This window comes from Verrucomicrobiia bacterium (assembly GCA_019634635.1).
Lineage (GTDB): Bacteria > Verrucomicrobiota > Verrucomicrobiia > Limisphaerales > UBA9464 > UBA9464.
Genome location: JAHCBB010000027.1, coordinates 40382 through 66980, shown reverse-complemented (window position 1 = coordinate 66980; position 26599 = coordinate 40382). Strand labels below are relative to the sequence as shown.

General features: G+C 67.6%; 20 protein-coding genes. 6 read left to right on the top strand and 14 right to left on the bottom strand.

Going from position 1 to position 26599, the window contains the following annotated elements:
* Together KF791_15935 and KF791_15930 are read right to left on the bottom strand one after the other, a co-directional pair.
* Positions 1–148 (bottom strand): heavy metal-binding domain-containing protein (locus tag KF791_15935; GenBank protein ID MBX3734066.1); only part of this gene is annotated, 148 nt, incomplete at its 3' end.
* 176 nt (positions 149–324) lie between these two features.
* Positions 325–2712 carry a redoxin domain-containing protein gene (locus KF791_15930; GenBank protein ID MBX3734065.1) on the bottom strand — a complete coding sequence of 796 codons (2388 nt, stop codon included), beginning with the start codon at positions 2710–2712 and terminating at the stop codon, positions 325–327.
* 176 nt (positions 2713–2888) lie between these two features.
* On the opposite strand from KF791_15930, the gene KF791_15925 reads away from it, so the two are divergent.
* The 3 genes from KF791_15925 to KF791_15915 all read left to right on the top strand — a co-directional run bounded on the left by KF791_15925 (position 2889) and on the right by KF791_15915 (position 7557).
* Positions 2889–3800 carry an FkbM family methyltransferase gene (locus KF791_15925; protein MBX3734064.1) on the top strand — a complete coding sequence of 304 codons (912 nt, stop codon included), beginning with the start codon at positions 2889–2891 and terminating at the stop codon, positions 3798–3800.
* 15 nt (positions 3801–3815) lie between these two features.
* Complete coding sequence (locus KF791_15920) at positions 3816–5012, top strand: glycosyltransferase family 4 protein (protein MBX3734063.1); 1197 nt, start codon at positions 3816–3818, stop codon at positions 5010–5012.
* Positions 5013–5298: 286 nt separating this feature from the next.
* Positions 5299–7557 (top strand): hypothetical protein, encoded by a 2259-nt coding sequence (locus KF791_15915; protein ID MBX3734062.1) that lies wholly within the window; start codon positions 5299–5301, stop codon positions 7555–7557.
* Positions 7558–7592: 35 nt separating this feature from the next.
* Here KF791_15915 and KF791_15910 read toward each other — a convergent pair whose 3' ends face one another.
* The gene (locus tag KF791_15910) at positions 7593–8609 is read right to left on the bottom strand and encodes an NAD(P)-dependent alcohol dehydrogenase (protein ID MBX3734061.1); all 1017 of its coding nucleotides are present in this window, start codon (positions 8607–8609) and stop codon (positions 7593–7595) included.
* A gap of 258 nt (positions 8610–8867) precedes the next feature.
* On the opposite strand from KF791_15910, the gene KF791_15905 reads away from it, so the two are divergent.
* Both KF791_15905 and KF791_15900 read left to right on the top strand, forming a co-directional pair.
* Entirely contained in the window at positions 8868–11360 is a 2493-nt protein-coding gene (locus tag KF791_15905; protein ID MBX3734060.1) for a PQQ-dependent sugar dehydrogenase, read from the top strand.
* 78 nt (positions 11361–11438) lie between these two features.
* Positions 11439–13370: a PQQ-binding-like beta-propeller repeat protein gene (locus KF791_15900; protein ID MBX3734059.1), complete on the top strand. Its 1932-nt coding sequence runs from the start codon at positions 11439–11441 to the stop codon at positions 13368–13370.
* On the opposite strand, the gene KF791_15895 is transcribed toward KF791_15900, so the two are convergent.
* Positions 13259–14485: a glycosyltransferase gene (locus tag KF791_15895; protein MBX3734058.1), complete on the bottom strand. Its 1227-nt coding sequence runs from the start codon at positions 14483–14485 to the stop codon at positions 13259–13261. The genes KF791_15900 and KF791_15895 overlap by 112 nt on opposite strands.
* 215 nt (positions 14486–14700) lie before the next feature.
* Here KF791_15895 and KF791_15890 point away from each other — a divergent pair, with 215 nt between their 5' ends.
* Complete coding sequence (locus KF791_15890) at positions 14701–15660, top strand: carbon-nitrogen hydrolase family protein (protein MBX3734057.1); 960 nt, start codon at positions 14701–14703, stop codon at positions 15658–15660.
* Here KF791_15890 and KF791_15885 read toward each other — a convergent pair.
* The 10 genes from KF791_15885 to KF791_15840 all read right to left on the bottom strand — a co-directional run bounded on the left by KF791_15885 (position 15623) and on the right by KF791_15840 (position 26599).
* Positions 15623–16030 carry a F0F1 ATP synthase subunit epsilon gene (locus KF791_15885; protein MBX3734056.1) on the bottom strand — a complete coding sequence of 136 codons (408 nt, stop codon included), beginning with the start codon at positions 16028–16030 and terminating at the stop codon, positions 15623–15625. The two genes, KF791_15890 and KF791_15885, sit on opposite strands and share 38 nt — an antisense overlap.
* Positions 16031–16084: 54 nt before the next feature.
* A complete protein-coding gene (gene atpD, locus KF791_15880; protein MBX3734055.1) occupies positions 16085–17539 on the bottom strand; it encodes a F0F1 ATP synthase subunit beta in 1455 nt (484 codons plus the stop codon).
* A 63-nt stretch (positions 17540–17602) separates the two neighbouring features.
* Complete coding sequence (atpG, locus tag KF791_15875) at positions 17603–18481, bottom strand: ATP synthase F1 subunit gamma (GenBank protein MBX3734054.1); 879 nt, start codon at positions 18479–18481, stop codon at positions 17603–17605.
* A gap of 40 nt (positions 18482–18521) precedes the next feature.
* Positions 18522–20054, bottom strand: coding sequence for a F0F1 ATP synthase subunit alpha (gene atpA, locus KF791_15870; protein ID MBX3734053.1), 1533 nt, complete (start codon positions 20052–20054; stop codon positions 18522–18524).
* A gap of 51 nt (positions 20055–20105) precedes the next feature.
* On the bottom strand, positions 20106–20498 hold the full coding sequence (locus KF791_15865; GenBank protein MBX3734052.1) for a F0F1 ATP synthase subunit delta: 393 nt from the start codon (positions 20496–20498) through the stop codon (positions 20106–20108).
* 28 nt (positions 20499–20526) lie between these two features.
* Entirely contained in the window at positions 20527–21078 is a 552-nt protein-coding gene (atpF, locus tag KF791_15860; protein MBX3734051.1) for a F0F1 ATP synthase subunit B, read from the bottom strand.
* 50 nt (positions 21079–21128) lie between these two features.
* Complete coding sequence (locus KF791_15855; protein MBX3734050.1) at positions 21129–21338, bottom strand: ATPase; 210 nt, start codon at positions 21336–21338, stop codon at positions 21129–21131.
* Between the two features lie 78 nt (positions 21339–21416).
* The gene (locus KF791_15850) at positions 21417–22349 is read right to left on the bottom strand and encodes a F0F1 ATP synthase subunit A (GenBank protein ID MBX3734049.1); all 933 of its coding nucleotides are present in this window, start codon (positions 22347–22349) and stop codon (positions 21417–21419) included.
* Positions 22350–22592: 243 nt separating this feature from the next.
* On the bottom strand, positions 22593–24953 hold the full coding sequence (locus tag KF791_15845; protein ID MBX3734048.1) for a DUF2309 domain-containing protein: 2361 nt from the start codon (positions 24951–24953) through the stop codon (positions 22593–22595).
* Positions 24954–25009: 56 nt separating this feature from the next.
* Positions 25010–26599: a hypothetical protein gene (locus tag KF791_15840; GenBank protein ID MBX3734047.1), complete on the bottom strand. Its 1590-nt coding sequence runs from the start codon at positions 26597–26599 to the stop codon at positions 25010–25012.

Genomic DNA, 26599 nt, shown 5'->3' with positions numbered 1-26599 from the left:
GCTCGCCGCCAACGATGTTCTTGAGGCTGGCGGCAATGTCGCGGCCAACATGCTTGGCGCGGACGGTACTACCGGAGACGAGGCCGTAATGTTCAATGGTGAGGCGGCCAGGGACGCTTTCGAGGTTGGTCAGGATGATGTCGCTCATGGGATGGGTCGGAGGCGCACCGGACTGCCCCCCTTCCGGCATGGCGTGGAGCAATGGAGGTGCGGGTGAGGCTGAGGGGTCCCGTGGCATAGCCTATTCTGGCAGACCGCGTCTCAATGAATCGCGTGGTAGGCTCGGGTGCTGCCGCGGTCAAGGAGAATGGGGGCGACCCGGGCCTACTCCGCCCGCGCCGCCCTGAGGTTGGACGGCGGGGTGGGGACGACGTCCGGCCACTGGAGCTGCCGTCGCGCCTCAGCGAGCAGGAAGGTCACATCGGTGAAGGGTTCATGGCCGATGTCCTGCCAGCGCACCCGTCCGGCCCCGTCCACGAGGAACACGCCATGCAAGGGCACATCCTCGAACCCGTCGTAGGCGCGGTAGGCACGAAACGTGTCGCGGCTGCCGTCCGACACCAACGGGAACGGGAAGCCGCCATCTTCCCGGGCCTTTTCGATCGTGCGGCCCAGGGCCTCCTGGGAATCGGCGCTCACGGCGAGCAGCTGGATTCCCGCGGACTCAAAGTCCTTTGCGGCCGGGGCGAAGGCGTTGAGCTGTTCAAGGCAATGGATGCAGCCGTGTCCCAAATAAAAGACGACGATCACCGGTCGCCCCCGGTAATCCCCGAGCGAGATGGTGTTGCCATCCGCAGTGGGCAGCGAGAACCCGGGGGCCGGGGAGGGCGTCCAGAGATACGGCCCAAGGGATTCCAGATCGGGGCGCAGATCGGGGCATTGTCCAACATCGGGCCGGATCTCACGCGGCACCCGCCAGTCGCCGTGGAGTCCAAGATCCGCCACCACGGGTTGAAGCCGCTGGAAGACGGGCAGGTCGGCATCCAGGTACGCCGAGCGTTCCCGCAGGCGGGCGAAGGCCGCGCGCGCCTCGTTGGTCTTGCCCACCCGCCAGAGGACGTCCGCTTCATTGGCCAGCAACTGAACCTGGTTGGTTCCCGCTTCGACCGCCTCCCGCGCCAGTTGCGCCGCCCGCGCCCCATCCCCCGCCCCGAGCCACAGGAGCGAGAGCCGTTCCTTGGACACGGTCTTGAGGGTCTCCAGCCGGTTCGTGAAATCGGATGGGACGGGGCCGGTCATGGCTTCCAGCACCGACAGCTCGTTCAGGAAATCCTCGACGCGCTGCAGCGGTTCCTGGAACGAGCGAAGGGCTTCCGACATCGCCTTCTGGGTGTCTTCCGGAGACTTCGCCTCCTCCCGGGCCCTGGCCTCTGCAGCATCCACCCGCGCCGCCCGCTCCCGTCGCAGATGGCGGGCCGCCTGTTCAAGGACGGCCCGCTGGGAGCGCCCCTCCTGGGTCCGGCCAAGCGCGAAATTGGCGACCGCCAGCAGGCGGGCCCGCCGGGCCTGTTCCTCGGCCAGTTCGGTCGGCGGAAGATACGGCGTCTCGGCGAGCCCGAGGGCCTCCTCCCAGAGTTCGTAGCGCAGCAGCGTCTCCATCAGCCGCTGCCGTCCGTCGGCCGCGGTGCCGCCGGAATGCTCGTAGGGCACGCCATTGGTCTGGAGGTCGAGGGTGTTGAACTTCGGATGCCGCGGCATCTCGATCATGTTGCGGGCGAGGGCGAGGGCGTCGCGAACCCGTCCAACGTAGTTCAGGGTCTGCACCAGCCACTCGCTGTTGTGGGCGTAGTTGTGGATCTGGTCGGGCATCACCCCGTCGCGCATGAGGTGGGCATTGTCCACGCGCACGCTGGCCTCCTGCTGCCAGGCCATGTCCTCGTACCGCTTCAGCTTGTTGTAGGTGTGACCCGGCATGTGCCAGAGGTGCGCGATGCCCGGGCCGCTTGGACCGCAAAGCGCCGCGGAAGGCAGCGCGCGGACGGCGACGGCATCCGGCTCCCCGTCCCAGAGGTGCACGCGATAATGGTGGGCCGGATGCATCGGCTGCGCGGCGAAGACCTCCTTCAACAGGGATTCCACCGACTGGGCGCTGGAGATCGGCAGTCCGCGATGGCTGTTGTCCCAGATGTGGAAGGCGAGGAACGCCTTCGCCTCGATGTCATCCGGGAACTCGAACACCAAGTTTTCCAAGGCCCGCACGTAGGCCCGACGGCGCTCCTTCTCGTCACCCTCCGGATCCTTGAAAAACTCCGACAGCGCCTCGATGCGCAGCTGTTCGCGGCGGCTGGTGCCGTCTTTGAGCCGCACCGCGGCGGCGATGAATTCGGGCGCCCGGTTGGTCCGGGGAAAATTCGCCATCGCCATGCCCCAGTACGCCATGGCGCAGTTGGGATCCTCGACCGCCGCCTGGCGGAAGGATCGTTCGGCCTCCAGGAACCAGAACCCATGCCATTGGCCCACGCCCTGGGTGAAGAATCGCTGCGCCCGGGAGTTGGTGGTCGTGACCGGAAACTCGATCCGGGGCATCCCGGGCATCAGCCGTGCCGGCTGGCGTGGTCCCTCGTTGAAGGCCTGTCCATGGGCGGAATGGCCGGGCGCCAACGCGGCGGGCCGGCGGTCATCCGGGCCGGCCGACGTGGGGACCTCGGCTCCGGCCGGAAGCATCCAGAGCCCGGCCACGATCCACCCCCATCCGCGACGACGGAACGACATGACCCCGGCACGTTAGGCGAAGCCCGGCCAGGACCAAGCGGTTTCCCCCGGCGGACGACCGGACGCGGTGGCCCGGATCCACCGTTTGAATCCGGCCCTTCGTTGAGGCAAACGGGCTTTCCAGCCGGGCGCCGGCCCCCTTACGGTCTGCGCCTTCAAGGTTGGACATCCACTTCATGCAAGGGCGAATCAGCGCGTGGGCCAGGGGGATGCGGCAGGGACTGGGCGGCCTGGTGTCCGGAAATCCCGGCGCGCGCGCCTACGCCCGCCGCCTCCTCGCGTGGCGGACCCGCGGGCTGTTTCAGTCCGAGGCGACCTTTCGTCGGAACGGCTTTGTGTGGACCGGTCCCACCACCTGCAGCATCACCGAGACGATCTTCACGACCGACCACTACCAGGACGCCCGGCTGGAGGAACTCGTGGGATGGCTCCGCACCCAACCGGTGTTCGACCGGCCGGTGATCGTGAATGTCGGCGCGAATCTGGGCGACCTGGTCCTGCCCCTGAGCCGCATCGGCAAGCGGATCATCGCGGTGGAACCCAACCCGGAGACGTTCGCGCGTCTGGTGCGCAACGTCCGCCAGAACGGACTGGAAGCCGGGATCACCTGCTGCGAGGTCGCCATCGCGGCGCGCCCGGGGACGGCACGACTCGCGGCCGCCGACGATCCGGGGAACAGCGAACTGGAGGACGAGGCGCACCGACGGCTCGGGTTCGAAGGTCAGGACCGGGTGCACGCGGTGTACGACGTGAAGACATCCACCCTCGATGGTCTCCTCGCCTCTGTGGGGGTGCCGCCGCACGACGTCGCCCTCGTCATCTCCGACACGCAGGGCTTTGAATCGCAGGTCGTGGCCTCCGGAACCGCCCTCTGGCAATGCGGCGTGCCGCTCTGGGTGGAGCTCTGGCCCAAGGGCCTGGCCTGCCACGGCGGTGTCGAAGCCTTTCTCGATCTGTGCGGCCACCAGTTCCGGAGCGTCGTCCCGGAAACCGGCATCGGGCGCCCGCCGGAACCCGTGCAGCATCTGAGAACGCTGGTGGAACGTCTGAGGGACGCGGAATTCACGGACGCCCTGCTGATCCCGTGACCGGGTCCGACACGGATGCCTGAAATCCCCACCGTCCACGCCTGCACCCACCTGCGCCCGCTGGGTGGGGTGCAAACGGTCCTCCGACGCCACCTGCGGCTCGACGCCACCGTCGGCCTGTCGAGTTCGGCGCTCCTGTGGTTCGAATCCGGCCCCTTCGAGCCACAAGCCTCCGGCCGCCCCGCCTGCGGTCTCGGACTCCGGTGGTTTCACAACGGCCGCATCCTCCGCCGACGCCTGCGCCAGGCGTCCCCCAGGTCGCTCACAAGTCAGGCCGTGTGGGCGTACCACGATCTCTGGGGACTCCCAACCGCCGCGGATCTCGATGGCGCCACCCGGCGGATCGGCGTGGTTCACTCGAATTGGGAGGGCTCCGACGCCCTGCTCTCCGCAAGCGCCCCCGTGGTGGACGGCATGCTGTGCATCAGCGCCGCCACAGTAGAGCTCGCGAGACAACGCCTGCCGCACCTGGACGCGGAACGGATTGCGTGGCTGCCGGTCCCGGTGGATCCGCCCAATGGGACCGTCTTGGAACGAGAGCGGCCGTCCGACGACTGGGTGATCGGCTATTGCGGCCGCATTCAGCGCCACCAGAAACGCGTCGAACGGATTCCCGAGGTGGCCCGCGCGCTCCGGGCCGCCCGTGTGTCGCACCGGTGGGAACTGCTGGGCAGCGGACCCGACCGGTCCCTCGTCGAGGCCGGACTTGCGGCCGCCGGCGCCGCGGCACGCTTCCACGGCGTCCAGACCGGCGACGCCTACTGGCGGGTCCTGTCCGGCTGGGATTCGATCCTGTTCACCAGCGACTTCGAGGGACTGCCCATCGCGATGCTGGAGGCGATGCTGTGCGGGGTAATTCCGGTGTTTCCGGACGTCCCGTGCGGCGGACGGGACTACGCCGCCCGCGTGGACTCCAACCTCGTGTATGCCGCCGCCGAACCGGACGCCGCGTGCCGGGTGCTCACCTGGCTGCGCGGTCTTGAACCGGCAACCCGCGAGGCGCTGCGAACCCGCGCCCGGGATGTCGCATCCGCGCATACCGGCGATGCCTACGGGCGAACGTTCGCCGGGTTTGTGGACCGGTTGACGCATTGGCCGCGCGTGTCGCGTCAAGGTCCGGCGGCACGGCGGGTGCATCCGGGCGAATGGCTCCCCTTCGCCCTGCTCGCCCGCCTCGACCCGGCCCACCCCTTGCGCCGGGGCTACCTGTAGGTGCGGCCCGCCCGATGGATTCCGCCCCTGCGTCCAGCGGTTGGAATCGGACAGGACCACGACACGACCGAAGCCGGGTCGTGCCAGACTGCGCCCGGACCCGCCAGGGCGCGCGACTCAGTCGTTCCACATTTTGCCCCGACGGATCGGCCGCCGAATTGCCTGCGGACCTTGTCACCGCGGCATGTGGCCGCGAGGTTGCCACGTTCCATACTCAACTTGCGGACACCGACATCCGTCAACACCGACGGTTCACGCGGTGTCTCACGAATTCGAATCACGCGACATGAAACCTACATTCCTGCCTGGCCTGTTGGCGTGCGCCGCCGTCTGCGCTCACGCCCAAACCCCCGTGGATCTCAGCGCCCTCTTATCCGTGGACGCGGTGCTGGAGCCGGGCGGCGTCGGCCTCGACGGGGGTTTGGACGCCGACGGCCGGCGACTCGACGCCACCACGCTCCCCACAGGCTACGCCGACGGCACGCCGATCCGCACGACGGACGGTCGAACGATGTTCCAGTTCGCCCCGCTCCTTCAATCGGGATTCGATGCATTGGTCATGGACGGCCAGTTGCTGGAGGTGCCGGTTGGGCAGTACACGTCCCTGGATCTCGCCCTCCTGTCGGCCCCCGAGGCGCTGGGCAATCCGTTTGGCGCAATTCAATTCCAGTACGCCGATGGCAGCATTCAGACGAACCGTCTGGGCCCGGTAGCCGGTTGGTTCAACAGTCCGACCGCCTTCGACCACACTCTGTACCGCTTCACGGATTCCAGCGAGGTCCAGACCCTGGCCACTTTCCGCACCGATTTTGGCGAGGAGGAATCGCATTATCTGATGGAGGAACGCGGCAACGGAAATTCGGGAGGGAACCGATTTGTGGATGGCACCGGTTATGTGCTTTACCGGTTCGGGGACCTCAGGGGGCTGAGCGAGGCCAAACTGGGCGTGACGGTGGGCAACAACTTCGTGATCTCGGTCGCCTCGGCGATGCACGAGCCCTCCTTCTCCACCGAGGGCTACACCGTGGTGGCGGATTCCATGGTGATCCACGACGGCTTTGAGCATCGGGCCCTGGGCAATCTGCGACAGTATGACGTGGACCTGGCCCCGTTTTTGGCGGAAGGCACCGGCGAGATCTACCTGCTGCTGACCGATGCGACCCCCGCCAACGGGTGGGGACCTTACCTCCAGCAGATTCTGCTCTACACCGGGACGACGAAGAACTTCGAGGAGGCCCTGGAACCGGTGGTGGATGCCGGAACGTCCACCGTGCATGCGATGTTTCGCACGGGCACACCGGCGGAAACGCCCCATCTGTATGACAACCAGGGATCCGGCCCGTCGAATCGCGGCCACCGTTTCGCCGACGCCTCGGGCTCCATCACCTACCGCTTTGACCTGCCGGATGACGTCACGGCCGCAAGCCTGACGATGGATCTCGCCAACAATTTCGTGGTGTCCCTTGCCGGCGCGAGCGAGACCGTGCGGTACGCGAACGTGGTCGCCGCAACGGCAGAGGAGGCCCTGTACCTGGTGGACGAAGGCGGCAGCGTTGCCGGGGGCGATTTCCGGTTTGCCGACGGCAGCGCCTACATGGTGTACCAGTTTGACCTGCCGGACGAGGTGACAACCGCCTACGCCCGCATTCATGTGGGCAATCAGTTCGTGATCGAGGCCGCCGGCGAGGTCGGGGATTTCGTCGTGGAAAGGGATTGGGTGGCGGAGACCGGCGACGAGACGCGCGACAACAGCAACCTCGACTTCTACACCGTGGACCTCACGCCGTATCTGGCCGAAAACCCGTCGCGAACCGTCCGGATTCGCCTTTCCGACGGACTGCCGTTCGACGGCTGGGGACCCTTTCTCAAGAGCATTGCGATTCAGAACCGCGCTGAATCCGGCGACGCGACATTTGTCACCGTCCTCGAATCCGAGACCCTGTTTGGCGAAGACATTCGGAACGAATGGAACAAGCGATACTACACGCTGGACCTCGCAAACGTGCTCGCCGACAACCCGCAGAAGGAGTTCTACGTGCGGTTTACCGATGGCAGCCCATCGGATGGCTGGGGGCCGGGAATCTTCTGGATGGCGGTGCACACCGGACCCATTGCCATCGAGACCGACCGTCTCGTATTTGATAATCTCAAGACCACGCTCGGCGATCCGGCGGGCTACGCTGCCGCGCTCCTGTACCGCCGCTATCCCGTCCAGGGGGACAAGACGCTGACCCGCATCCTCCTGCCTGCCCGTCCGGCGGCGGAGTCGAGTCGGGTTCACCTGCTCGCCGCCACGCTTTCGGCCGCCGTCCCGGTGGAAACGCCGGCGCTCATTGCCACCGTCACACCGGACGGACGAGTGCGGCTCTCGTGGCCCGCAACGGCCACCGGACATCAGTTGAACGTCGCTCCCAGCCTCGTCACGCCGTCCCCATGGACCCGGGTGGCCGGGACGCCGGTGCTAGATGGGGACTCCCTGACCCTGACGGTGTCCGCGGACGATCCAGTGGCATTCTACCGGCTGGATCCCGTGTCCGCGCCGTAGGCAGATCATGCCGCGAACGACCTGCCGACAACCGCTCAATTCAGGTCGTTTTCGAGAACGATCCGGTAGCGGGCCTTGCCGGATTCGAGGTGCGCGAAGGCGTCGTTGATCTTCGACATCGGAAAGTGCTCCGTGGTCGGCGCAATGCCGTGACGTGCGGCGAAGTCGAGCATCGAATCGATGACCGTCGGGCTGCCGGTCGGCGACCCGGAAAGGGAGCGCTGGCCCATGATCAACGGGAACGCCGCGACGACGATCGGATCGAGCACCGCACCCACGGTGTGCAGTTTTCCCTTCGGTGCGAGCGCACCGACAAGCGCATTCCAGTCGAGCGAAACGTTCACCGTGGAAAGGATCGCATTCAACGAACCGGCGAGCCGGGCCACGTCGTCGGCACTGCGCGTATTCACCACCCGATGAGCGCCGAGCCGCAGCGCCTCCTCGCGCTTCGAATCGGTGGACGTGAAGGCCACGACCTCGCAACCCCACGCCCGAAGAAATTTCAGCGCCATGTGGCCCAGCCCGCCGATGCCGATGACGCCGACGCGGTGGGTCGGCAGGATTCCGAGTTGCACCAGCGGGTTGAAAACGGTGATGCCGCCGCAGAGGAGCGGTCCGGCCCGGGAGGCGTCGAGTCCTTCAGGGAGCGGCACCGCCCACGCCCAATGCACGCGCACATGGGTCGCAAAGCCGCCGTGGCGCTGGACAATCGTGCCGGTACTGGTCGGGCACAGATTGTGATCCCCGCCAAGGCATTGGGGGCATGACATGCAACTCTCGGCAGTCCACCCCACCCCGACCGTCTGTCCGGCCTGCACTTTTCGGACGTGGTCCCCGACGGCGGTAATGGTACCGACAATCTCGTGGCCACCGATGAACGGATACGCCGTGAGTCCCCACTCATTGTTGCGCATTGAGAGGTCGGAGTGGCAGATGCCGCAGGACGCAACCCGGACTTCGACCTGGTCCGGCAACAGCGGTCCGGCGTCGTATTCGAAGGGCGTGAAGGGCGCGTTTGGCCCGCTGGCAGCGTAGGCATTGATGGTGCTCATGGGGTGGGCGGTTCGATGGATCGCGCCGTCTCGGCCATGCCCTGCCCGCAACGGAGAAAACCGGCGGGCGGCGTGGCCTCAGGCCGTGACGGCAGCCTACGCGAGCGCCACGAGTTTGCCGATGACGTTTTCCTTCGTCATCGAGCCGGCAAGGAGGCCAACGGTGCCCGCGCTTCCTTGCGGGCCCTTCAATCCGCGTGTTCCTTGGACCGCGTGTTGCTTGCCACCGTACGGCCGTCGTTGCTAGGTCTCCGGGAAATGTTCCGAAGGTTGATCCAGGGGCTTGCGGGGGTGGCGACCCTGGCCGCGGCAGTGGCGGTGGCCAATCCGTGGCAGCGGGTGCCCAATGACACGCTTCAACTGCCCGAGACGCCGGGACGGTTTGGCTACCGGTTGGTGGACCCGCTCGGGCTGCAATTTGAACGACCCTCGGCGATCGAATTCCCACGGGGAAACACCAACGCCGTGGTGGTCTCGGAACTCGCCGGCCGCGTCGTTGCAGTGACCAATCGGCTGGCCCCGACCCGCACGGTGATCCTCGACGTCACCGGCTCCACGGTGATCGGGCCCAATGAAGGCCTGCTGTCCATCGCCCTGCACCCGCGATTCGACGTCAATGGGCGCCTCTTCCTGTTCCGCACCGCCTCCATCCCAGGCGCCGGAGACGGCAGGAAATACATCCAGATCTCGGAGGTGACCCTCGACCCGGCGTCCCTCCAGCCGGTCGGCGCGGAAACCGTCCTGATCCGCCAGGTGTATCAATGGCTCGACCACGCCGGCGGCGACCTCGAGTTCGGGCCCGAGGGCCATCTGTATGCCTCCATCGGCGATGGCTTCAGCCCCAAGGTGAATTCCCAGCAGATTGACGGCGATTTCTTTTCGGCCGTGCTTCGGTTGGACGTGGACGCCCGGCCCGGCTCCCTGCCGCCAAATCCGCATCCGTCGGTGGTGGGTGGCTATCAGGTGCCGGCCGACAACCCGTTCGTGGGCGCCACCCGGTTCCTGGGTGGCCCGGTGTCGCCAGAGTCAGTGCGCACGGAATTCTGGTCCGTCGGTCTCCGCGAGCCCTTCCGGATCTCCTTTGATTCGTTCACCGGGGAGCTCTGGGTGGCCGATGTGGGATTCTTCACCGCAGAGTCGGTCTTTGTCACCCGTCCAGGAGCCAACCACGGGTGGCCGGCCTTCGAGGGCACCGCACCGGGCATCCTCCGGAACTCGGTGCCCCCCGATTTCCCCTCAAATCCTGAGTACGGGTACATGCCGCCCGTGTTCACCTACCAGCAGGGCGGAGGACGCTGCGTGATCGGCGGCGTGGTCTACCGGGGAACCCGGATGCCCGAGCTTTGGGGCTCCTATCTGATCGCCGATCATCAGTTCGGATGGGTCGGTGCCATCCGGTTGAACGCGGAAGGTGCGGGCGAAATGCGGGGCCTGTCCCTCTACCTCCCCTCCGCCACTGACTTTGCGACGGACCCCGTGGACGGGGAGGTGTGGATCTCCGAACTCGCCCAATCCCGGCTTTGGCGGCTGGAGCCCTCGCCGGCCTTTTCAGGACCGCCCCTGCCGGAAACCCTTGCGGACACCGGGGCGTTTTCGGATCTCGCGTCCCTGACACCCGCGCCCGGTGTGATCCCGTACGAGGTCAACCATCCCTTCTGGTCCGATGATGCCCACAAGCGCCGCTGGGTCTCGATCCCCGATGCCGACCAGATGCTGGGATTCGAGGCGCATGAGGGATGGAGCGCCCCGGCGGGTACCGTCTGGGTCAAACACTTCGATCTGGAGCTGACGCCGGGAGTGGCGGCGTCCTCCCGCCGCATCGAGACGCGGTTTCTCGTCCGCCAGACCAATGGCGTGTACGGGATCACCTACCGGTGGACCTCGGAAACCAATGCCGTGCTGGTGCCCGCCGAAGGCCTTGATGAGACGATCGTGCGCACCATCAACGGCGTTCCGGTCCCCCAGACATGGCGCTATCCCAGCCGTTCCGAATGCCTCGTGTGCCACGTCCGCGGCGCAGGCTTTGCCCTCAGCTTCAACACCGCGCAGTTGAACAGGGAGGTGGACTGGGACGGCGTCCGCACCCACCAGATCGCCGCCCTCGCGGCAGCGGGGTACCTCACCAATGCCCCCGCGGCATTGCATCCCCTGCCCCGGCATGCGGGAATCGCCGATGACGAAGCCAGCCTCGAGTGGCGGGCCCGTTCGTATCTCGCCGCCAATTGCGCCTTCTGCCATCAACCGGGGGGTCCCGGGCGCGGACAGTTCGACCTGCGCGCGCAGACCGGCACGACGACCACGGGCGTGCTGAATGGAGGACTGCTCGACGATTGGGGGAACCCTGCCAACCGGGTCATCGTTCCGGGCGACGTCACCCACTCCGTTTTGTGGCGCCGCCTGGCGACACGGGGGCCGGAGCGCATGCCCCCGCTGGCCTCCAGCATTGCGGATGCCGCCGGAGTCGCCCTGCTGGAATCCTGGATCGTCGCCACGGGCCTCCCTGCGGATCCGGACCCGGAACTGCGGATGGAATCGTTCGTCGAAAACGGATTCCTGGCCCTGCGGGTGCTTCAGCCGGCGAACCGGGCGCTGCAGCTGGAACAGACCCCGGACCTGTGGAACGGACCGTGGACCCCGGTGGACGCCCCGGGCATCATCCCCGGCTTCCCCGCACGGGATCGTCTCGTGGATCTCCGTCCCGAGTCCGGGAGCGGCCCGACCTTCTATCGCGTGCGGACGCGTGCGCCGTAGGCCGGCGCGCCATTGGACTGCACAGGTTTGCAAGCGTTCTCCTTGGCGGCATCCGCTTTGTGAAGATAGGCTCGCGGGGTGTTTCGGTCCCCAACCGCCACCCACCGGCTATTCTTGGCGCTGATGCTGGGCTTCGCCCTCGAGGCAGATCCCGTTTCCGACGGCTCCACGCCGGATTTCCAGATCCTGTGGAGCACTCCCGTAGGTGCCGGCGACTCGCACATGATGATCATCCGCGACGGGGTGATTTACGCCCAGGTCACCGACAGCTCCTTGATCGCCGTCCGCCTGCACACAGGGGAGATCCTTGCGCGCGCGCCCGGAGTCTCGGTTGCCACGGCGCCTTTTGTCGTGGGCGACTGGGTGTACAGTTGGAGACCAGGGGCCCTGACAGAACTCGACCGTTACACGCTCCAGCCACGCCGGGAGTTTCCGATCTATCACGGGTCCTACTTCGAGAACGTCCCCTACGACCGTGAGACCGACGCCTTCTACGTCCGGCTCCTGAAGCCGGGGGCGTCCTACCCGGATGACGTCGCCGCGTATTCCCGCGCGGACGGGCGGGAGCTCTGGAGCCACCGGTTCCCCGGGCGGGGATGGACCAACAACAATGGCAGTCCGCTGCTGCCCGGCGACGATTCCGTGTACGTGCAGTGCGCCGCGGTGACCAACTGGATGTACCGGCTCGACAAGCGCACGGGCGCGGTGCGCTGGGTGACGGAGCTCGGCATCAGCGAACAATTGCAGTTCAACAATCCGATCCATGACGCCGTCGAGGACCAGATCGTTGCCGCACGGATCAACGGCGCCGTGTTTGCGCTCCGGCGAAGCGACGGGGCCATCCGGTGGCAACAGTCCTTTCCCCGGCTTCAGGTGCGCTCCACGCTGACGGCCCACGCCGGAATGGTCTACGTCCCGCTTTGGAATCCGTGGGGAACGGGCGCTGTCGCGGCGCTGGACGCCCGCACCGGAGCGGTCGCCTGGATCCGCGAGGGCTTCTTCGGCGAGGACGGCTGGAGCGCAATGGCGGTATGCGACCGGTACCTCTACCGGAGCACCCACGGGACCTCCCCCTCGCGGATCGTGGTTCAAGACCGCCGGACCGGCGACCTGGTGTGGTCCGCCGATGGCGAGGGCATCGGATCGTGCACCAACCCGATCCTGTCCGACGGCATCGTGGTTTTCGGAACCTCCTCGCACATGATCGCGCTGCGGGCCGGCCGCGGATTGCCGGTGGACTGCGCATGGCACGGCGTCGGGGCGACCGGCGCCAATCCCGGGGCCATCCTGTGGGATGAGAGCAACCCGGACCCGGATTCCGACGCCGACGGCCTCTCCGATGTCTGGGAGGCGGCGGTGTTCGGACACCTGTTTCATCGTGGCACCGATGACCCCGACGGCGACGGTCTGGACAACGCGACCGAATTCCGGCTCGGCCTGGATGCGCTGACCGCCGAACCCCGGGATGTCCTGGCCCAGGAGGGTGAGGCCGTCCGGTTTGTGGTTGCCACAACCGGAGGGGGATCCCTGCGATTCCAATGGCGGCGCAACGGTGCGGAGATCCCGGGAGCCACGAATGCCGCCCACGTCGTCCAGCCGGTTGGAAGGACCGATGACGGGAGCCGATGGTCGGTCCGCATTGAATCCGACGCGCTGGCCGCGGAGAGCCGTGCGGCGTTGTTGACCGTCGTATCCCCACCGGCCTCGACCGTCCGGATTGACGCGCTCGACGTCCACGCCGGGCGCGTGATCGGCACGGTGGCCCCCGCCCGGGAGACCGCTGCAACCGTGGTCCAGTATTCCACCAATCTCCTCGACTGGACCGTGGTCCAGCACCTCGAGGCCGGAAATCCCACCGCCCGCTTCACCGACTTTCCGGACTCAACGATTCGTGGATATTATCGGGTGGTGCCCGGCCCGCCGGATGCCGGCCCGGACGCCGCAGGGGTCCCGGCGGCAGGGACGGAGGTCTCCAGGGATCGGAGGGCCCCGGCCATGCCCTCCAGGTAGCGGTCGAGCGTGAACCGGCTCTCAAATTCCTGCCGGAGGCGGAGTCCCTCGCAGGAATCCGCGAGGGCCAGGAGGCGTCGGGACAGCTCAACCGGATCCCCGGGTTTGACGAGTCCGGGATAGTTTGCCGGCAGCATCTCCGGAATTCCGCGCCAGCACGTGGTGACCGCCGTCACGCCATGGGCCATGGCCTCGAGCAGGCTGACCGGCTGGCCCTCGTTGGCATAATAGGTGGGGAACAGGTACAGGTCGGCATCGCGCCACGCCGCCTCCTTGGCATCCCCGGAGAGAAACCCGATCGGCACCACGCTGCCCCGGAGGTCGGGCCGGGCACACCGTTCGCGAAACGCCTCCTCGACCGACGCCTCCGGAAATGTCCCCGCGACGCGCAGACGGAATCGCAGCCCCTCCCCGGTCGCCGCCGAACCCGACCCTGCCGCATTGGCGAGTGCGATGGCCTCCAGCGCGTCGAACAACCCCTTGTCCCGGGTGCAAAGGGCGAGGAAGAGCACCTGAACTTCGCCCTCCCGCCTCCGAATCACCTCGGAACGAATCCGGCGAAACGGGGCCAGATCCCGGGCAAAATCGGGACACGGATCCTCGATCCCGTTGGGTACCACCCGGGTCGCCCGCGAACGCAGCGCCTTCGCATCATTCCGGTTGGATTCGGCCAGGACCACGGACAGTGCCGGACGTCCGAACAGCGCGCGCGTCAGCATCCGCTCGACCATGGAGGCCCGCGTCTCCAGCCAGTCCCCCAAGCCGGCGGCCTCCCAATGCAGCACGATCCTCGGAAACCAGGGCCGCAGCAGGAGCAAGACCAGCCAGTCCCGGATCAGCGGAGCCCGCTTGGGCGGACTGGGCACGTAGTACAGCACCCGGATTCCGTGCCGCCAGCGCAGCCGGAGCGCCTGCGCACAGTAGCGCAGCACACGCAGCACCTTCCCGCCGCGAGGTGTGCCGACATCGTGCAGATCGTCGGACAACCGGGCATCCACATGGTGGACCTCGATCCCGAATTCGACGCGCGCCCGCAGTCCGTCCACCAGGTATTGCACCATCCGGCTCTGGCCATGGTGGGGGGGCGGCACGTGGGCGAAGACCAGCACTTTCATGGACGGCGCGACAGCCATCGGACCGCGCCAGTGTGTTCGCGACCGATCGCCGCCGCCCAGCCCGGATATTTCGCAAATGGATTTCCGCGGGCTGGACGGGCGGCACCCCGCCCAGGCGGACGGGGTCGTCCCGGCCGCCGGAATCCACGGAGGCATCGCACGGCGGATGATTTCCGGCTGGCCTCCTTCCCCGAATCCGCGCAGATCAAATCCACATGAACCCCGTCGAATCCCGAGCCCGGCCAGGGTGCCTCCGCGTCGCCGCGGTTCAGATGGCCTTCGCCGGCTCGATCGCCGGCAACCTTGCGAAGATCGGGCAGGCCGCGGGCGAGGCCGCCCGACGGGACGCCGACGCGGTGCTCTTCCCGGAATGCGCCACCACGGGCTACGCCTGCAACTTTGGAGCCCTCGATGCCGGCGCCCTGCGCGAAGCCCTGCACGAGGTGGCCGCCCTCGCCGCGCGGCTGCGGATCCACCTGTTGGTCGGCAGTCCGGTGTTCGCCGGGCGCCGGCGCTTCAATGCCTTCCTGGCGTTCAACCGACGCGGACAACTGGCCCACACCTACGCGAAGTGTCAGCTGACCGAGGCGGACCGCCGATGGTTCACGCCCGGTGACGGCATTTCCCTGTTCCCCATCGAGACCGTCCGCGCCTCGGCGATCATCTGTCACGAGCGGCGGTATCCGGAACTGGTCCGCCTGCCCGTGATGGCTGGCGCCCGGGTGGTCTTCCATCCCAACGCCGGCATGGATGCCCTGGCCGTTTCGAGAACCAAGCGGCGGGGACGGGACGGCATGGTCGTGCGCGCCTTCGAGAACGCGGTCTTCTATGTCTTTGCGAACTCCGTGGGCCCGCAGGGTGGCGGCCGGTGGTCCGCCGGGGATTCGAAAATCGTCGCGCCCGACGGCTCAATCCTGCAACTGGCGGACAACCGCAGCGAGGCTGTGATCGTGGAGAATCTCGAGCTGACGAACGCCACCCGCCGATACGCCATCGAAAGCCTGAAGCACCCCGCGCTGCTCGCGCGGCACTGGCGGCGCCTGCTGCCCTTGCTGCGGCGGGGTGTTCGCGATGCGGACCTTCGCTTTCGCCGCTGGTTTCTGGGGGGCGCGGAGGACGACTCGCGCCGGCGACCCATCAGGACCGCCGGCGGCGTTTCACGTTCAACTGGGTGAGCGAATGCAGGAGGGCCGCCTGCACCGTCGCATGCTCGTCGGCTCCGAGCTTGTCCTGAAGCCTCGCCTCCGCCCGGCGCCGGGCCTCCTCCGCCTGGGCCTCGTCAATGTCGTCGGCCCGGATGGCCATGTCGGTGAGGATCGCCACCCGCTCGCCGGTGATCTCCACAAACCCCTCGCCAACGGCCAGATAATGGTCCTGTCCGCCGCGGCGTGCACACACCTCGCCCGACATCAGCTGGGTCATCAGGGGGATGTGCATCGGGTAGATGCCCAGTTCGCCCTCGACCCCCGGGAGCGTGACGTGATCCACGTCCTCCGAGTAGATCTTCGCCTCGGGCGTGACGATTTCCAGCTTCAGTGTGGCCATGGTGCTCCTTGAAATTCCGGGGGGACCGGGGACCGCCCTGCGATCCGGGAGGGCTCAACCCTCCTTGATCTCCTCAATGCCGCCCTTCATGTAGAAGTCGTTCTCGCCGACGTCGTCGTGCTTGCCCTCAAGGATCTCCTTGAAGCCGCGCACGGTGTCCGCCACCGGCACCTGCTTGCCCGGGCGTCCCGTGAACACCTCTGCCACCGAGAAGGGCTGGCTGAGGAACTTCTGGATCTTGCGGGCGCGGAACACCGTCAGTTTGTCCTCCGGCGACAGCTCGTCCATGCCCAGAATGGCGATGATGTCCTGAAGGTCCTTGTAGCGCTGCAGCACCTTCTGCACGCCGCGGGCCACGTTGTAGTGCTCCTCGCCGACGATGTCCGGGGACAGCGCACGGGAGTTCGAGGCGAGCGGATCCACGGCCGGGTAGATGCCCAACTCGGCAATGGACCGCTCCAGCACGATGGTGGCGTCGAGGTGCGCAAAGGTCGTCGCCGGTGCCGGATCGGTCAGGTCGTCCGCGGGCACGTACACCGCCTGGAAGGAGGTGATGGACCCCTTCTTGGTGGACGTGATCCGCTCCTGCAGATTGCCCATCTCGGCGGCGAGGGTCGGCTGGTATCCGACCGCCGAGGGCGTGCGGCCGAGCAGCGCGGACACCTCGGAGCCCGCCTGGGAGAAACGGAAGATGTTGTCCACAAACAGGAGCACGTCCTGGTTCTTTTCGTCGCGGAAGTACTCGGTGACCGCGAGGGCGGACAGGGCCACGCGCAGGCGGGCGCCCGGCGGCTCATTCATCTGGCCGTACACGAGGCCGATCCGGGATCCCGGCTCGATGATCGGGAGACCGTTGTCGCCGGCCACCGGATGCCCCTTGTCGTCCTTCTTCACCTTGATGACGCCGGCCTCGATCATCTCGTTGTAGAGGTCGTTGCCCTCGCGGGTGCGCTCGCCGACGCCGGCAAACATCGAGATGCCGCCGTGCAGCTTCGCGATGTTGTTGATGAGCTCCATGATGACCACGGTCTTGCCCACGCCCGCACCGCCGAACGCTCCGACCTTGCCGCCCTTGAGGAAGGGGCAGATGAGGTCAATGACCTTGATGCCCGTGGTGAGGATCTGCGGGCTCGTGGACTGGTCCACCAGGGGAGGCGCGGCGCGGTGGATCGGCTTGTAGCCGTCGGCCAGCACCGGGCCCTGCTCATCCACGGCGTCCCCGGTGACATTGAACACCCGGCCCATGACGGCCTCGCCGACGGGCATCGAGATCGGGGCGCCCGCGTCGGCCACTTCCATGCCGCGCCGAAGCCCCTCGGTGGTGCTCATGGCGACGGCACGCACCCAGTGGTCACCGAGATGCTGCTGCACCTCGAGGGTCAGCCGGGTCGGGCCCGAGCCCGGCGGGGTGAACTCGATGGTCAGGGCGTTGTAAATGGCGGGCAGTGGCGCGGGGAACTCGATGTCCACCACGGGACCGATGATCTGGACGATCTTGCCTTTGTTCATGGGACTCAGCGTTAAAAGGGCGGGAATGGGTGCGAAAACGGGTCGGGGGAGTTCGGCGGCGGGTCAGCCCATCGCCATCTGTGCGGTGGTGATCTCCAGCAACTCCTTGGTGATGTTGGCCTGTCGGAGCTTGTTGTACTCCAGCGTCAGGTCCTTGATGATCTGCCGGGCGTTGTCGGTGGCGTTCTTCATGGCGACCATGCGCGCCGAGTGTTCCGACGCCTTGGCCTCCTGCAGGAACTGAAACACCTGGTAGTTCAGGTAGTGCGGCAGGAGGCTGCCCAGCACCTCGCCCGGGGCGGGCTCGAACAGGTACTCCTGCCTGGCGGCCCCGAGGTCCTCCGCAACCCCCTCGCCGGTGACATCGGCTGACACGGCCTTGAGTTCACCCAGCGGCAGGAGCGTGCGGACCTCCGGCTTCTGGGCGAGGGTGGAGATGAAGTTGGTGTAGGCGACGTCCACGACATCCACCTCGCCCTTGAGGAACAGGTCCTGGGCGAAGCGGGAGATGGCGCGCGCCTCGGTGAACTGCGGTGTATCGCGGTAGGTGAACTCCGCGGCAAGCTCGCGCCGCGTTCGCGCCACAAACTGGGCGCCCTTCCGTCCGGCGCAGACATAGACCGTCCCCCCGGGATCCACCCGGGCCACCTCGCGCAGGAGGTTGGTGTTGAGGGCGCCGCACAGCCCCTTGTCGGTGGTGATCAACACCAGCGCCCGCCGGCGCACCGGACGCACCTCCATCAGCGGATGCGAAAACTCGCCGGCGCCGGCCGTGGCCGCCGCCAGAACCTCGTTCATCAACGCCGCGTAGGGACGTCCGGCCAGCGCGGCCATCTGCGCCCGGCGCATCTTGGCCGAGGCGACCATCTGCATCGCCTTGGTGATCTGCGCCGTGCTCTTGACCGACTTGATGCGGCGCCGGATGTCGCGTGTGCTGGGCATGGTTCAGTGGGGCGCGCGGCCGGACCGCGACGCCGCAGGATCAGCGGTAGCTTTGCTTGAACTCGGTCACCGCCGACTTGAGCTCGCCGGCCAGCGCATCGCTGACCGCCTTCTCGTTGCGGATCCGTTCCAACAGGGCGGCCTTGCGGGTGCCCAGGAAGTCGGTGAGCCGGCCCTGGAAATCCTTCACCTTCTCCACCGGGACGTCGTCCAGGAGCGCGTTCTGCATGGTCCACAGCACCGCCACCTGCACCTCGACCGGGATCGGGTTGTACTGGTTCTGCTTGAACAGCTCCACAATCCGCTTGCCGCGCTCCAGCGTCGCCTGGGTCTTGGCATCGAGATCCGACCCGAACTGGGCAAAGGCCGCCAGTTCGCGATACTGGGCGAGGTCCAGCTTGATCTTGCCCGCGACCTGCTTCATGGCCTTGATCTGGGCGGCCGAGCCGACCCGCGACACCGAGAGGCCGACCGAGATGGCCGGACGCACGCCCTGGTAGAACAAATCGGTCTCCAGGTAGATCTGCCCGTCGGTGATGGAGATGACGTTGGTGGGGATGTAGGCCGAGACGTCACCCGCCTGCGTCTCGATGATCGGCAGCGCGGTCAGGGAGCCGTTGCCGTTCTTCTCATTGACCCGCGCCGACCGCTCCAACAGGCGGCTGTGGAGGTAGAAGACGTCGCCCGGGTAGGCTTCACGGCCCGACGGACGTTTCAGGACCAGCGATACCTGGCGGTAGGCCACCGCCTGCTTGGAAAGATCGTCAAAGATGATCAGGGCATCCATGCCGTTGTCCATGAACCACTCGCCCATCGCCGCGCCGGAGAACGGCGCCAGATACTGGTTGGCCGCCGAGTCCGAGGCGGAAGCGGCCACGACGATGGTGTCCTCCAGCGCCCCGGCCTTCTCCAGTTCCGCGACGACGCGCGCGATGTTGGACTGCTTTTGCCCGACGGCGACGTAGATGTTGTACACCGGGCGGAACGCGGGATCCCCGGAGGCCCGGCCCACCTGGTTGATCCGCGCCTGGTTGATCATGGTGTCCACGCCGATGGTCGTCTTGCCGGTGGACCGGTCGCCGATGATCAGTTCGCGCTGGCCGCGTCCGATCGGGATCATGGCGTCAATCGCCATGATGCCCGTCTGCAGGGGCTGGGTCACCGACTTCCGCTTCACGATGCCCGGGGCGATGTTCTCCACCGGATACGCCGTGTCGCTGATCACCGGACCCTTGCCGTCCAGCGGTCGTCCGAGGGTGTCCACCACCCGGCCCAGCAGGCCCTTCCCGACGGGCACGGACAGCAGTTTGCCGGTGGTGCGCACCTCGGTGCCCTCCTTCACCCCGAGGTAATCCCCCAGGATGATGACGCCGACCTCGGTTTCCTCGAGGTTCAGCGCCAGGCCGACCACCCCGTCACCGAAGTCCAGCATTTCGTTGAGCATCGCGTCCGTGAGGCCCTCGACCTTGGCCACGCCGTCCGAGGCTTCCCGGACCACGCCGACATTCTGCCTGGCAACCGACGTCTTCACGCCGGCGATCTGCGCTTCGATCTCCTGGAGGATTGTGCTCATCGCGGGAATCTGAATTTGAAAACTGGGAAAATCTGGGGGGGCGGCGGGCGGCTACAGGGAATCGCCCAGTGCGGCGAGACGTCCGGCCACGCTGCCATCGAAAATGTCGCTGCCCACGCGAATCTTCACCCCGGCAATCAGGGCGGGATTGATCCAGTAGGTGATGTTGAGTCCGGGTCCGTACAACCGGACCAGTTGCTCCTCAATGGAGGTCATCAGGGCCGGGGAGGTCTCCACCGCGTTCTCGACCCGCGCCGTGCGGCGGGCGATGTCGAGCTTCACGAGGCGCTGAAAGTGACCCAGCAGGGCGGCATAGCCCCGGGGCTTGGCGGCAATCACCCGGGAGACGGCCTCCCGCACGCGGCCCTCGTCCAGCACCCCGTTCACTCGGCAGGCGTTGAACAGGTCGCGACCGTCGCGGCGGGCCTGTTTCGAGGTCTTCATGGGGTCCGGGAAGAGCGGTGCTGGCGCCTCAGGCGGTGAGCTGGCGAACGGCCTCGTCGGCGAGGCGCCCCTTCTGGTCGGCGGTCAGCACCTGCCCGGTGGAGCGGTCCGCGGCGGCGACCACCAGACGGCCGAATTCCTGCCTCAATTCGCCCTTCAGCCGGGCCACCTCGGCATCACCGGCCTCCCGGGCCTTGGCCAGGATGTTCTGGGCGTCGGCGATCGCCCTCTGGCGCTCCTGCTCGGCGACGACCCCGGCGGCGGCGCGGGCCTCCTCGATGATTTTCGCCGCCTTCTGGCCGGCCTCGCCGATCACTTCCTGGGCCTTCGACTGCGCATTGGCGAGCTCGCGCGCCGCCTTCTCGGCGTTGGCGAGCCCCTCGGCGATCTTCTGACGCCGCAGCTCCAGCTGGGCGAGGATGGGCCGGTACGCGAAGCGGTGCAGCAGGAAGGCGACGATGACGAAGCTGACGCACTGCGAAAGGAACAGCGGCGTATTGAAGCCAAACTGCTCACCGGTCTGCCGGGCGATCTGCAGCAGACCGCCTTCGGCGGCAATCAGCATGGGGAGGGCGCTCATGGACGGGAAAAGTCTGGGGGTGCCGGACAGCCGCCCGGCACCCGGAATGATCACCTCGCGAGGAAGATGGCGAAGAACACGATGCCTTCGGCGAAGGCGGTGCTCAGGATCGCCTGCACGAGGATCTTGGTGGCGGCACCGGGATTCCGGCCGACCGCCTCCGAAGCCTTCATGCCGATCATTCCCACGCCAATCGCGGCACCGGCCGCGGCAGCCGCGACGTGAATGTTGCCGGTCATTTCAGCGAACAGGGGGAGCATAGTTGAACTTTCTCTTTCTCTTGGTTGTTACGGGCCGCCCCGGCAGTCGTGCCACCGTCTGACGGCCAAAATGTGGATTCAGTGGGCCTCCTCCGCCTTGCCATGGCCATGTTCCTCCTCGTCATGCGTGCAGATGAGCAGCGTGAACACCGCGGTCAGCAGCATGAACACCAGGGCCTGAACCAGGCCGACGAGCAGCTCCATGCCGTAAAACGGCAGGGGAAGGAGCCATCCGAAGTACGGGCCCCCCAGGTGGGTCATCGTCTCCAGCATGTTCTCGCCGGCGAACACGTTCCCGTAGAGGCGGAAACTCAGGGAGACCGGACGAAACAGGATCGAGACCACCTCCAGGATACCCACCGCAAAAAAGACCACGACCATCACCAGCTTCATGATCCCTGACGAGTCCCCCTTCACGCCGAACAGGTGGCGGATGAACCCGCCGAACCCGTTGGACTGGACCGCCCAGATGACCCAGAAGATGAAGAACACCATGGCCATCGCGAGCGTCGTGTTCAGGTCCGCGTTCGCGCCGCGAAACCAGGGGGAGGTCAACTGAAACCCCGTGGACGTCGCCACCCCCCACCCGACGGTGCCCACGCCCGGGATGAGCCCCACCCAGTTCATGGCCAGAATCATGATGAAGATCGTGGCAAAGAACCAGAAGGTGCGCTTCACCAGATCGGTGCCGATGATGCCCTCGAGGAACTCGTACAACGACTCCACCAGCCATTCGGCAAAGTTCTGCAATCCCTCCGGCACCAGCTTCAAATTCCGCGTGGCGAGCTGCGCCCCGAGAATCAGCAATGCCGCCACACCAAACATCATCAGGGTCGAGTTGTTGATGTCGAGCGGCCCGATCCGAAAGATCCACGGCGCATCCGCCGGCAGTCCCTCCTCGTGGTGCTCCCCGCCATGGGCGTCACCCGCGCCGACCGACGCGGCACCCAGGGCCAGTCCGGGCACGGCCGTCCACAGGGCCAATGCGAGAACGATTTGAAGCCAGCGCATACAGGGGGGAGGGGCCGCCCGCCGGCACGCACCGGACGCCGGACGCCCTCCGAAAGAAGCCGGACGCTGGCGACACGTGAAATTTTTCACAAGTGCTTTTTTTGTGAAAATGGGGAGGCCGCAATCCCGCCGGATTCCGGTCCCCGCCGCACGAATCGTTCGGCTTCCCGGGGGCCGCCTCCGGAGGACGGCGGGTCCGGATTCCTCCGGCTCCGGCATCGCCCACAAACGGCCGGCCTGAATTCACGACACCGGCGACCAGCCGTCCGCGCGGTAGCGCAGGCAACGGTCGCCGACGAGGGCGAACAGGTGGATCCAGCCGTGATCGAAAAGCTCCCGGACAGCCGGCTGGGCCGCGAGAACGGTGGCAAGGGCGTCGGGCGCCGCTTCGACAAAGACGGAAAGGCGGCGGGGTTCGTGGAGGAATGCTCTGCCGTCATGCAGCGATTGGAGGGGCAGGCCGGTGCGCAGGTCGCCGCCGTTGCCTTCCACGACACCGATCCCGCCGGCGACGTTGTGCAGCGTCTTGTTCCCGCTCCCGTAGTGCCGGGGGTCCACCCGGGAGGCGTAGTACTGGAGGTTGATCCAGCTGGCGACCACGACCGGGGCGGAAAGGATGAGCGTCAGGACGCTGAGATCGCGGTCCGACGCCGCATCGTAGTCGTGAAGGAAGACCCGACCGTGGAGGTGGAGCGCGGCCGTGCGGCTGCGGGGTGCGGCGACAAGGGCGGCGTTGTTGGCCAGGCCCCATTCGGGCCGGACTTCGGAGGGGTCCGCAGCACGGGCCCGGAGACTCCGGGGCAGTCGGGTGGCCGGCAGGGTGGCCAGGCCCAGGGCGGCGGCGCGTTCCCGCGCGGCGGCGGCGCCGGCTGCTTCGATAACGCGGCGCAGCGCCGCCAGATCTGCGGCGTGGCTGGCGGGCACGGACGACACGTCAAACAGCGTGATTTCGTCGGTGGCGGTGTTGTGCAATCCGGCGAGAAACCACGTGTCGTCGGGGACAAGGAGGCCCCGGTCGGCGAGGCAGGCCCGCACGCCAGGGTCGTTGAGGGTTGCGGCTGCAAGGCGGGCATTGACGTCGCCGGCGTGCCCGCCACACGCACCGCAGTCCAGCGCCGACGCGTAGGGATTGTTGGCGCTCTGGCTGCCATGGCCGCAGAAGAGCACGAGCCGCGCGAAATTCCGCGTCAGGCCCATGCTGTCCAGCGCGCCGCACGCGACCGCGGCCTGCGCAGCGGTGGCATCGGCAGCCGGCGCGGCCCACTCCGGCGCCGGCCCGGCGCAGCCGCAGGAGCCGGCATCCCGGTTGCGCCCGAGAACGCCGGCAAAGGCCAGGCCGGCCGTCTCGACAAACGAGAAGCAGGAGACAGCGGAGTTCTGAAACGCCTTCCACGCTCCGCTGCGGGCGCGGCGGGCGCGGGCGGCCGCAACCTCGCCGGCACCGGCGGCCTCAACGGTGGAGATCGGAGGGACGAGCAGCACGGGGCAACGCGCGGTCGGGACGTCGGTGTCGGCAGCGCGATGCGAGATGGGGAATCCGAAAAACCCGCCGAAGCCGAGCGTCTGGGCGCCGGGCGCCGCGGCCTCGAGGTGGCGGCGAAGGACCTCTGAGCGCACATCAATGCAGAAGACCGCCTGGAACTCCGGCCGCGCGGCGGGGCGATGGGAGGGCTGCGCGCACAGCGCGCGGGCGAGCTCCTGCTGATGGCCCAGTTCATAGGCGAGCTGCCAGCGGGCCAGCACGCCAATGAGGGTCTCGTCGGCAACCCCTTTCGTCGCCCGCGGCCAGTCCCGGGCAAACACCTCGTCCCGGGCATGGGCGTCGTGGAGGGCGGCATCGTAGGCCAGGCGGATGGCCAGCAGATCGCGAAGGGCGGAATGGTCGCCCCCGCGCATCTGCGCCTCACGGCGGAGGTATTGGGCGTATCCGGCCCAGCCGGCGACGCTGGCCAGTTGCCGGTGGAGGAAATCCGTGGGGTCGGCCTCGTGGCGGCCCAGCCGTTGCAGGCAGTGGGCGATGGCGGCATCCGCATCGCCGGGCAATTCCGCCACGAACGCCCGAAAGCCCGCGAGTCCGAAGGCCTCCGGGTTGCCGTCAACAAGGGCGGCGCTCCGCCACCCGGCATAAAGGCCGGCATCCCGCCAGGGAAAGCGCCAGATCGTCTGGTTGTCATCCAGGGCGACGGCGCACCACTTCGAGATCTCCTCGGCGATGAAAACACTCCAATGCGCATGAGGGCTCTCCCGGTCCAGGAGGTCCGCCACGGTCGGGATGGGTGCGCCGGTCGCCGCCCCGACGTGGCGCCGCAGGGCCCCCACCAGCGCCGCGGCGGACCCCGGATCGTCCGCGACGGTGTCGAGGTGCGCGTCGGTGATGGCCCCCTCCTCGTAAAGGGCGAGGTACCCTGCGGGAGGCAGCAGCGGCACCGTGCCCACCGTCCGTTGGAGCAGGGCGCAGGCGCCGGTGAACGGGAGCCCGGAGAGGCCCGCGAAGGGATTGACGGCCACAAAATGCCCCAGTGGCCACAGCGGGGGGATGCGCCGGAGGGCGGTGGTGATCGCGTGGTCCAGGGCAGCAGCAGGGGGTTCGGTGATGGCAGTCATGGGAACGTGTCGTGCATTGAAGGGTGCGAAGAGATCCTCGGAAGACGGGCGGCCAATCAGCGTTGGGATGCGACGATGCCCCCGGACAGGTGCGGGGCCGGACGGGGAACCGCCACCGGGTCGGCGGGCCAGAGCACGTTGAGGAGCCGGTTGCCCCAGGTGCCCATGTAGAAGCCATTGAGCGCATGGACATACAGCACCCGCCCCAAATGCGTCCCGCCCGCACGCCACAGCAGAATTTGGAAGAGAAACAGCGCGACGAACACCGCGCCCACCACGGCAAGGACCCACCCGGGAGGAGCCACCACCGGCAGCGAGGCATAGATCCAGCCCGCCGCGGCATGCAGTCCCAGCCCCACCGCCGCCACCCCGGCGGCGATCCCCAGCGCCCCGGCGACGGAGCCGGAGCCTGCCGGCGCGGACGCGACGCGCGCCACGCCGTAGGCCAGGGCGAGGGCCAGGATGAGCGTGAACACCCCGGCCGGGTGGACGGCTCCGGGCAGCAGCGCCGTCCGGACCGCGGCCATGCCGAGGACCAGGGCCGCGCCGGCGACGGCTCCGAAGATCAACGCCCCGTTCGGCAGGGGGATGGCCGCGCGCGGCACGGCGCCGACCGTCGAACCTGCGCGCAGGAAGGCGTGGGCCTTGTAGAGCGAGTGCGCCACAAGGTGCACGAGCGCCAGACCGAACGCACCGAGGCCGCATTGCAGGAGCATGAACCCCATTTGCGCCACGGTGGAGAACGCCAGCGCCCGCTTCACCGTCGGCTGGGTCAGCATGACCATCGCGCCGAAGACCGCCGACAGCGCCCCGGCGAGCGCCAGCAACGCCAGGGCGGGACCCGCCTCCACCATCAGCGGGCTGAGCCGGATGACGAGAAATCCGCCCGCATTGATGATCCCCGCGTGCATGAACGCCGAGACCGGCGTCGGTGTTTCCATGGTGTCGGGCAGCCAGCCGTGGAACGGGAACTGCGCGGACTTCAGCAGCGCGCAACCGGCCAGGAGCAGTCCGATCGGGGTCAACCCCGAACCGGCGCCGGACTCCAGCCGGGCAAAGATCGCCTCCATCTCCCAGGTGCCGAAATGACGCTGCACCAGCACCAGGGCCGCCAACAGGCACCCGTCACCCAGGCGGCTGTACACGAACTTTTTCCGCGCCGAAAAGACCGCCCCCTTGCGTTCCGGATAATAGGTGAGCAGTTGATGCAGCAGCAGGCTCGTCGCCACCCAGGCGGCAAGGAGCACCAGCAGGTTGCCCGAAAGCACCAGCAGCAGCACGGCGGCCAGCGTGAGGCTCATCCACGAGAAGAAGCGCCCCTGCCCCGGATCCCCCGCGAGGTAGTTGCGGGAAAACCGGCTCACCACCAGACCCAGAAAGGAAACCAGCACCGCCAGGGTGGCCGATACCGCATCCAGCCTCAGCGTCAGCGCCGCGGGGGACGCCGCCCCCGCCGCAAGCCGCCACTGGCCGCCACCCCCCAGCATCACCTCGGCCGTCGCCAGCAGCGCCAGCAGCAACGCCGCGGCGGCGGACGCCACCGCCCCGGGGCCGGCCCACGCGGGCGGACCCGCGCGAAGCGCGAGACCGCTCAGCAGCGGGAGACCGGGAATCAGGACCAGGAGGACCGCGGGCATCAGTTGCAT

Coding starts and splice junctions, on each gene's coding strand:
- KF791_15845 (MBX3734048.1), bottom strand. CDS start 24,953: ATGACTGCCATCACCGAACCCCCTGCTGCTGCCCTGGACCACGCGATC.
- KF791_15865 (MBX3734052.1), bottom strand. CDS start 20,498: ATGAAGACCTCGAAACAGGCCCGCCGCGACGGTCGCGACCTGTTCAAC.
- KF791_15885 (MBX3734056.1), bottom strand. CDS start 16,030: ATGGCCACACTGAAGCTGGAAATCGTCACGCCCGAGGCGAAGATCTAC.
- atpG (MBX3734054.1), bottom strand. CDS start 18,481: ATGCCCAGCACACGCGACATCCGGCGCCGCATCAAGTCGGTCAAGAGC.
- KF791_15930 (MBX3734065.1), bottom strand. CDS start 2,712: ATGTCGTTCCGTCGTCGCGGATGGGGGTGGATCGTGGCCGGGCTCTGG.
- KF791_15855 (MBX3734050.1), bottom strand. CDS start 21,338: ATGCTCCCCCTGTTCGCTGAAATGACCGGCAACATTCACGTCGCGGCT.
- KF791_15920 (MBX3734063.1), top strand. CDS start 3,816: ATGCCTGAAATCCCCACCGTCCACGCCTGCACCCACCTGCGCCCGCTG.
- KF791_15840 (MBX3734047.1), bottom strand. CDS start 26,599: ATGCAACTGATGCCCGCGGTCCTCCTGGTCCTGATTCCCGGTCTCCCG.
- KF791_15915 (MBX3734062.1), top strand. CDS start 5,299: ATGAAACCTACATTCCTGCCTGGCCTGTTGGCGTGCGCCGCCGTCTGC.
- KF791_15910 (MBX3734061.1), bottom strand. CDS start 8,609: ATGAGCACCATCAATGCCTACGCTGCCAGCGGGCCAAACGCGCCCTTC.
- KF791_15850 (MBX3734049.1), bottom strand. CDS start 22,349: ATGCGCTGGCTTCAAATCGTTCTCGCATTGGCCCTGTGGACGGCCGTG.
- KF791_15895 (MBX3734058.1), bottom strand. CDS start 14,485: ATGAAAGTGCTGGTCTTCGCCCACGTGCCGCCCCCCCACCATGGCCAG.
- atpA (MBX3734053.1), bottom strand. CDS start 20,054: ATGAGCACAATCCTCCAGGAGATCGAAGCGCAGATCGCCGGCGTGAAG.
- KF791_15890 (MBX3734057.1), top strand. CDS start 14,701: ATGAACCCCGTCGAATCCCGAGCCCGGCCAGGGTGCCTCCGCGTCGCC.
- KF791_15925 (MBX3734064.1), top strand. CDS start 2,889: ATGCAAGGGCGAATCAGCGCGTGGGCCAGGGGGATGCGGCAGGGACTG.
- atpF (MBX3734051.1), bottom strand. CDS start 21,078: ATGAGCGCCCTCCCCATGCTGATTGCCGCCGAAGGCGGTCTGCTGCAG.
- atpD (MBX3734055.1), bottom strand. CDS start 17,539: ATGAACAAAGGCAAGATCGTCCAGATCATCGGTCCCGTGGTGGACATC.
- KF791_15905 (MBX3734060.1), top strand. CDS start 8,868: ATGTTCCGAAGGTTGATCCAGGGGCTTGCGGGGGTGGCGACCCTGGCC.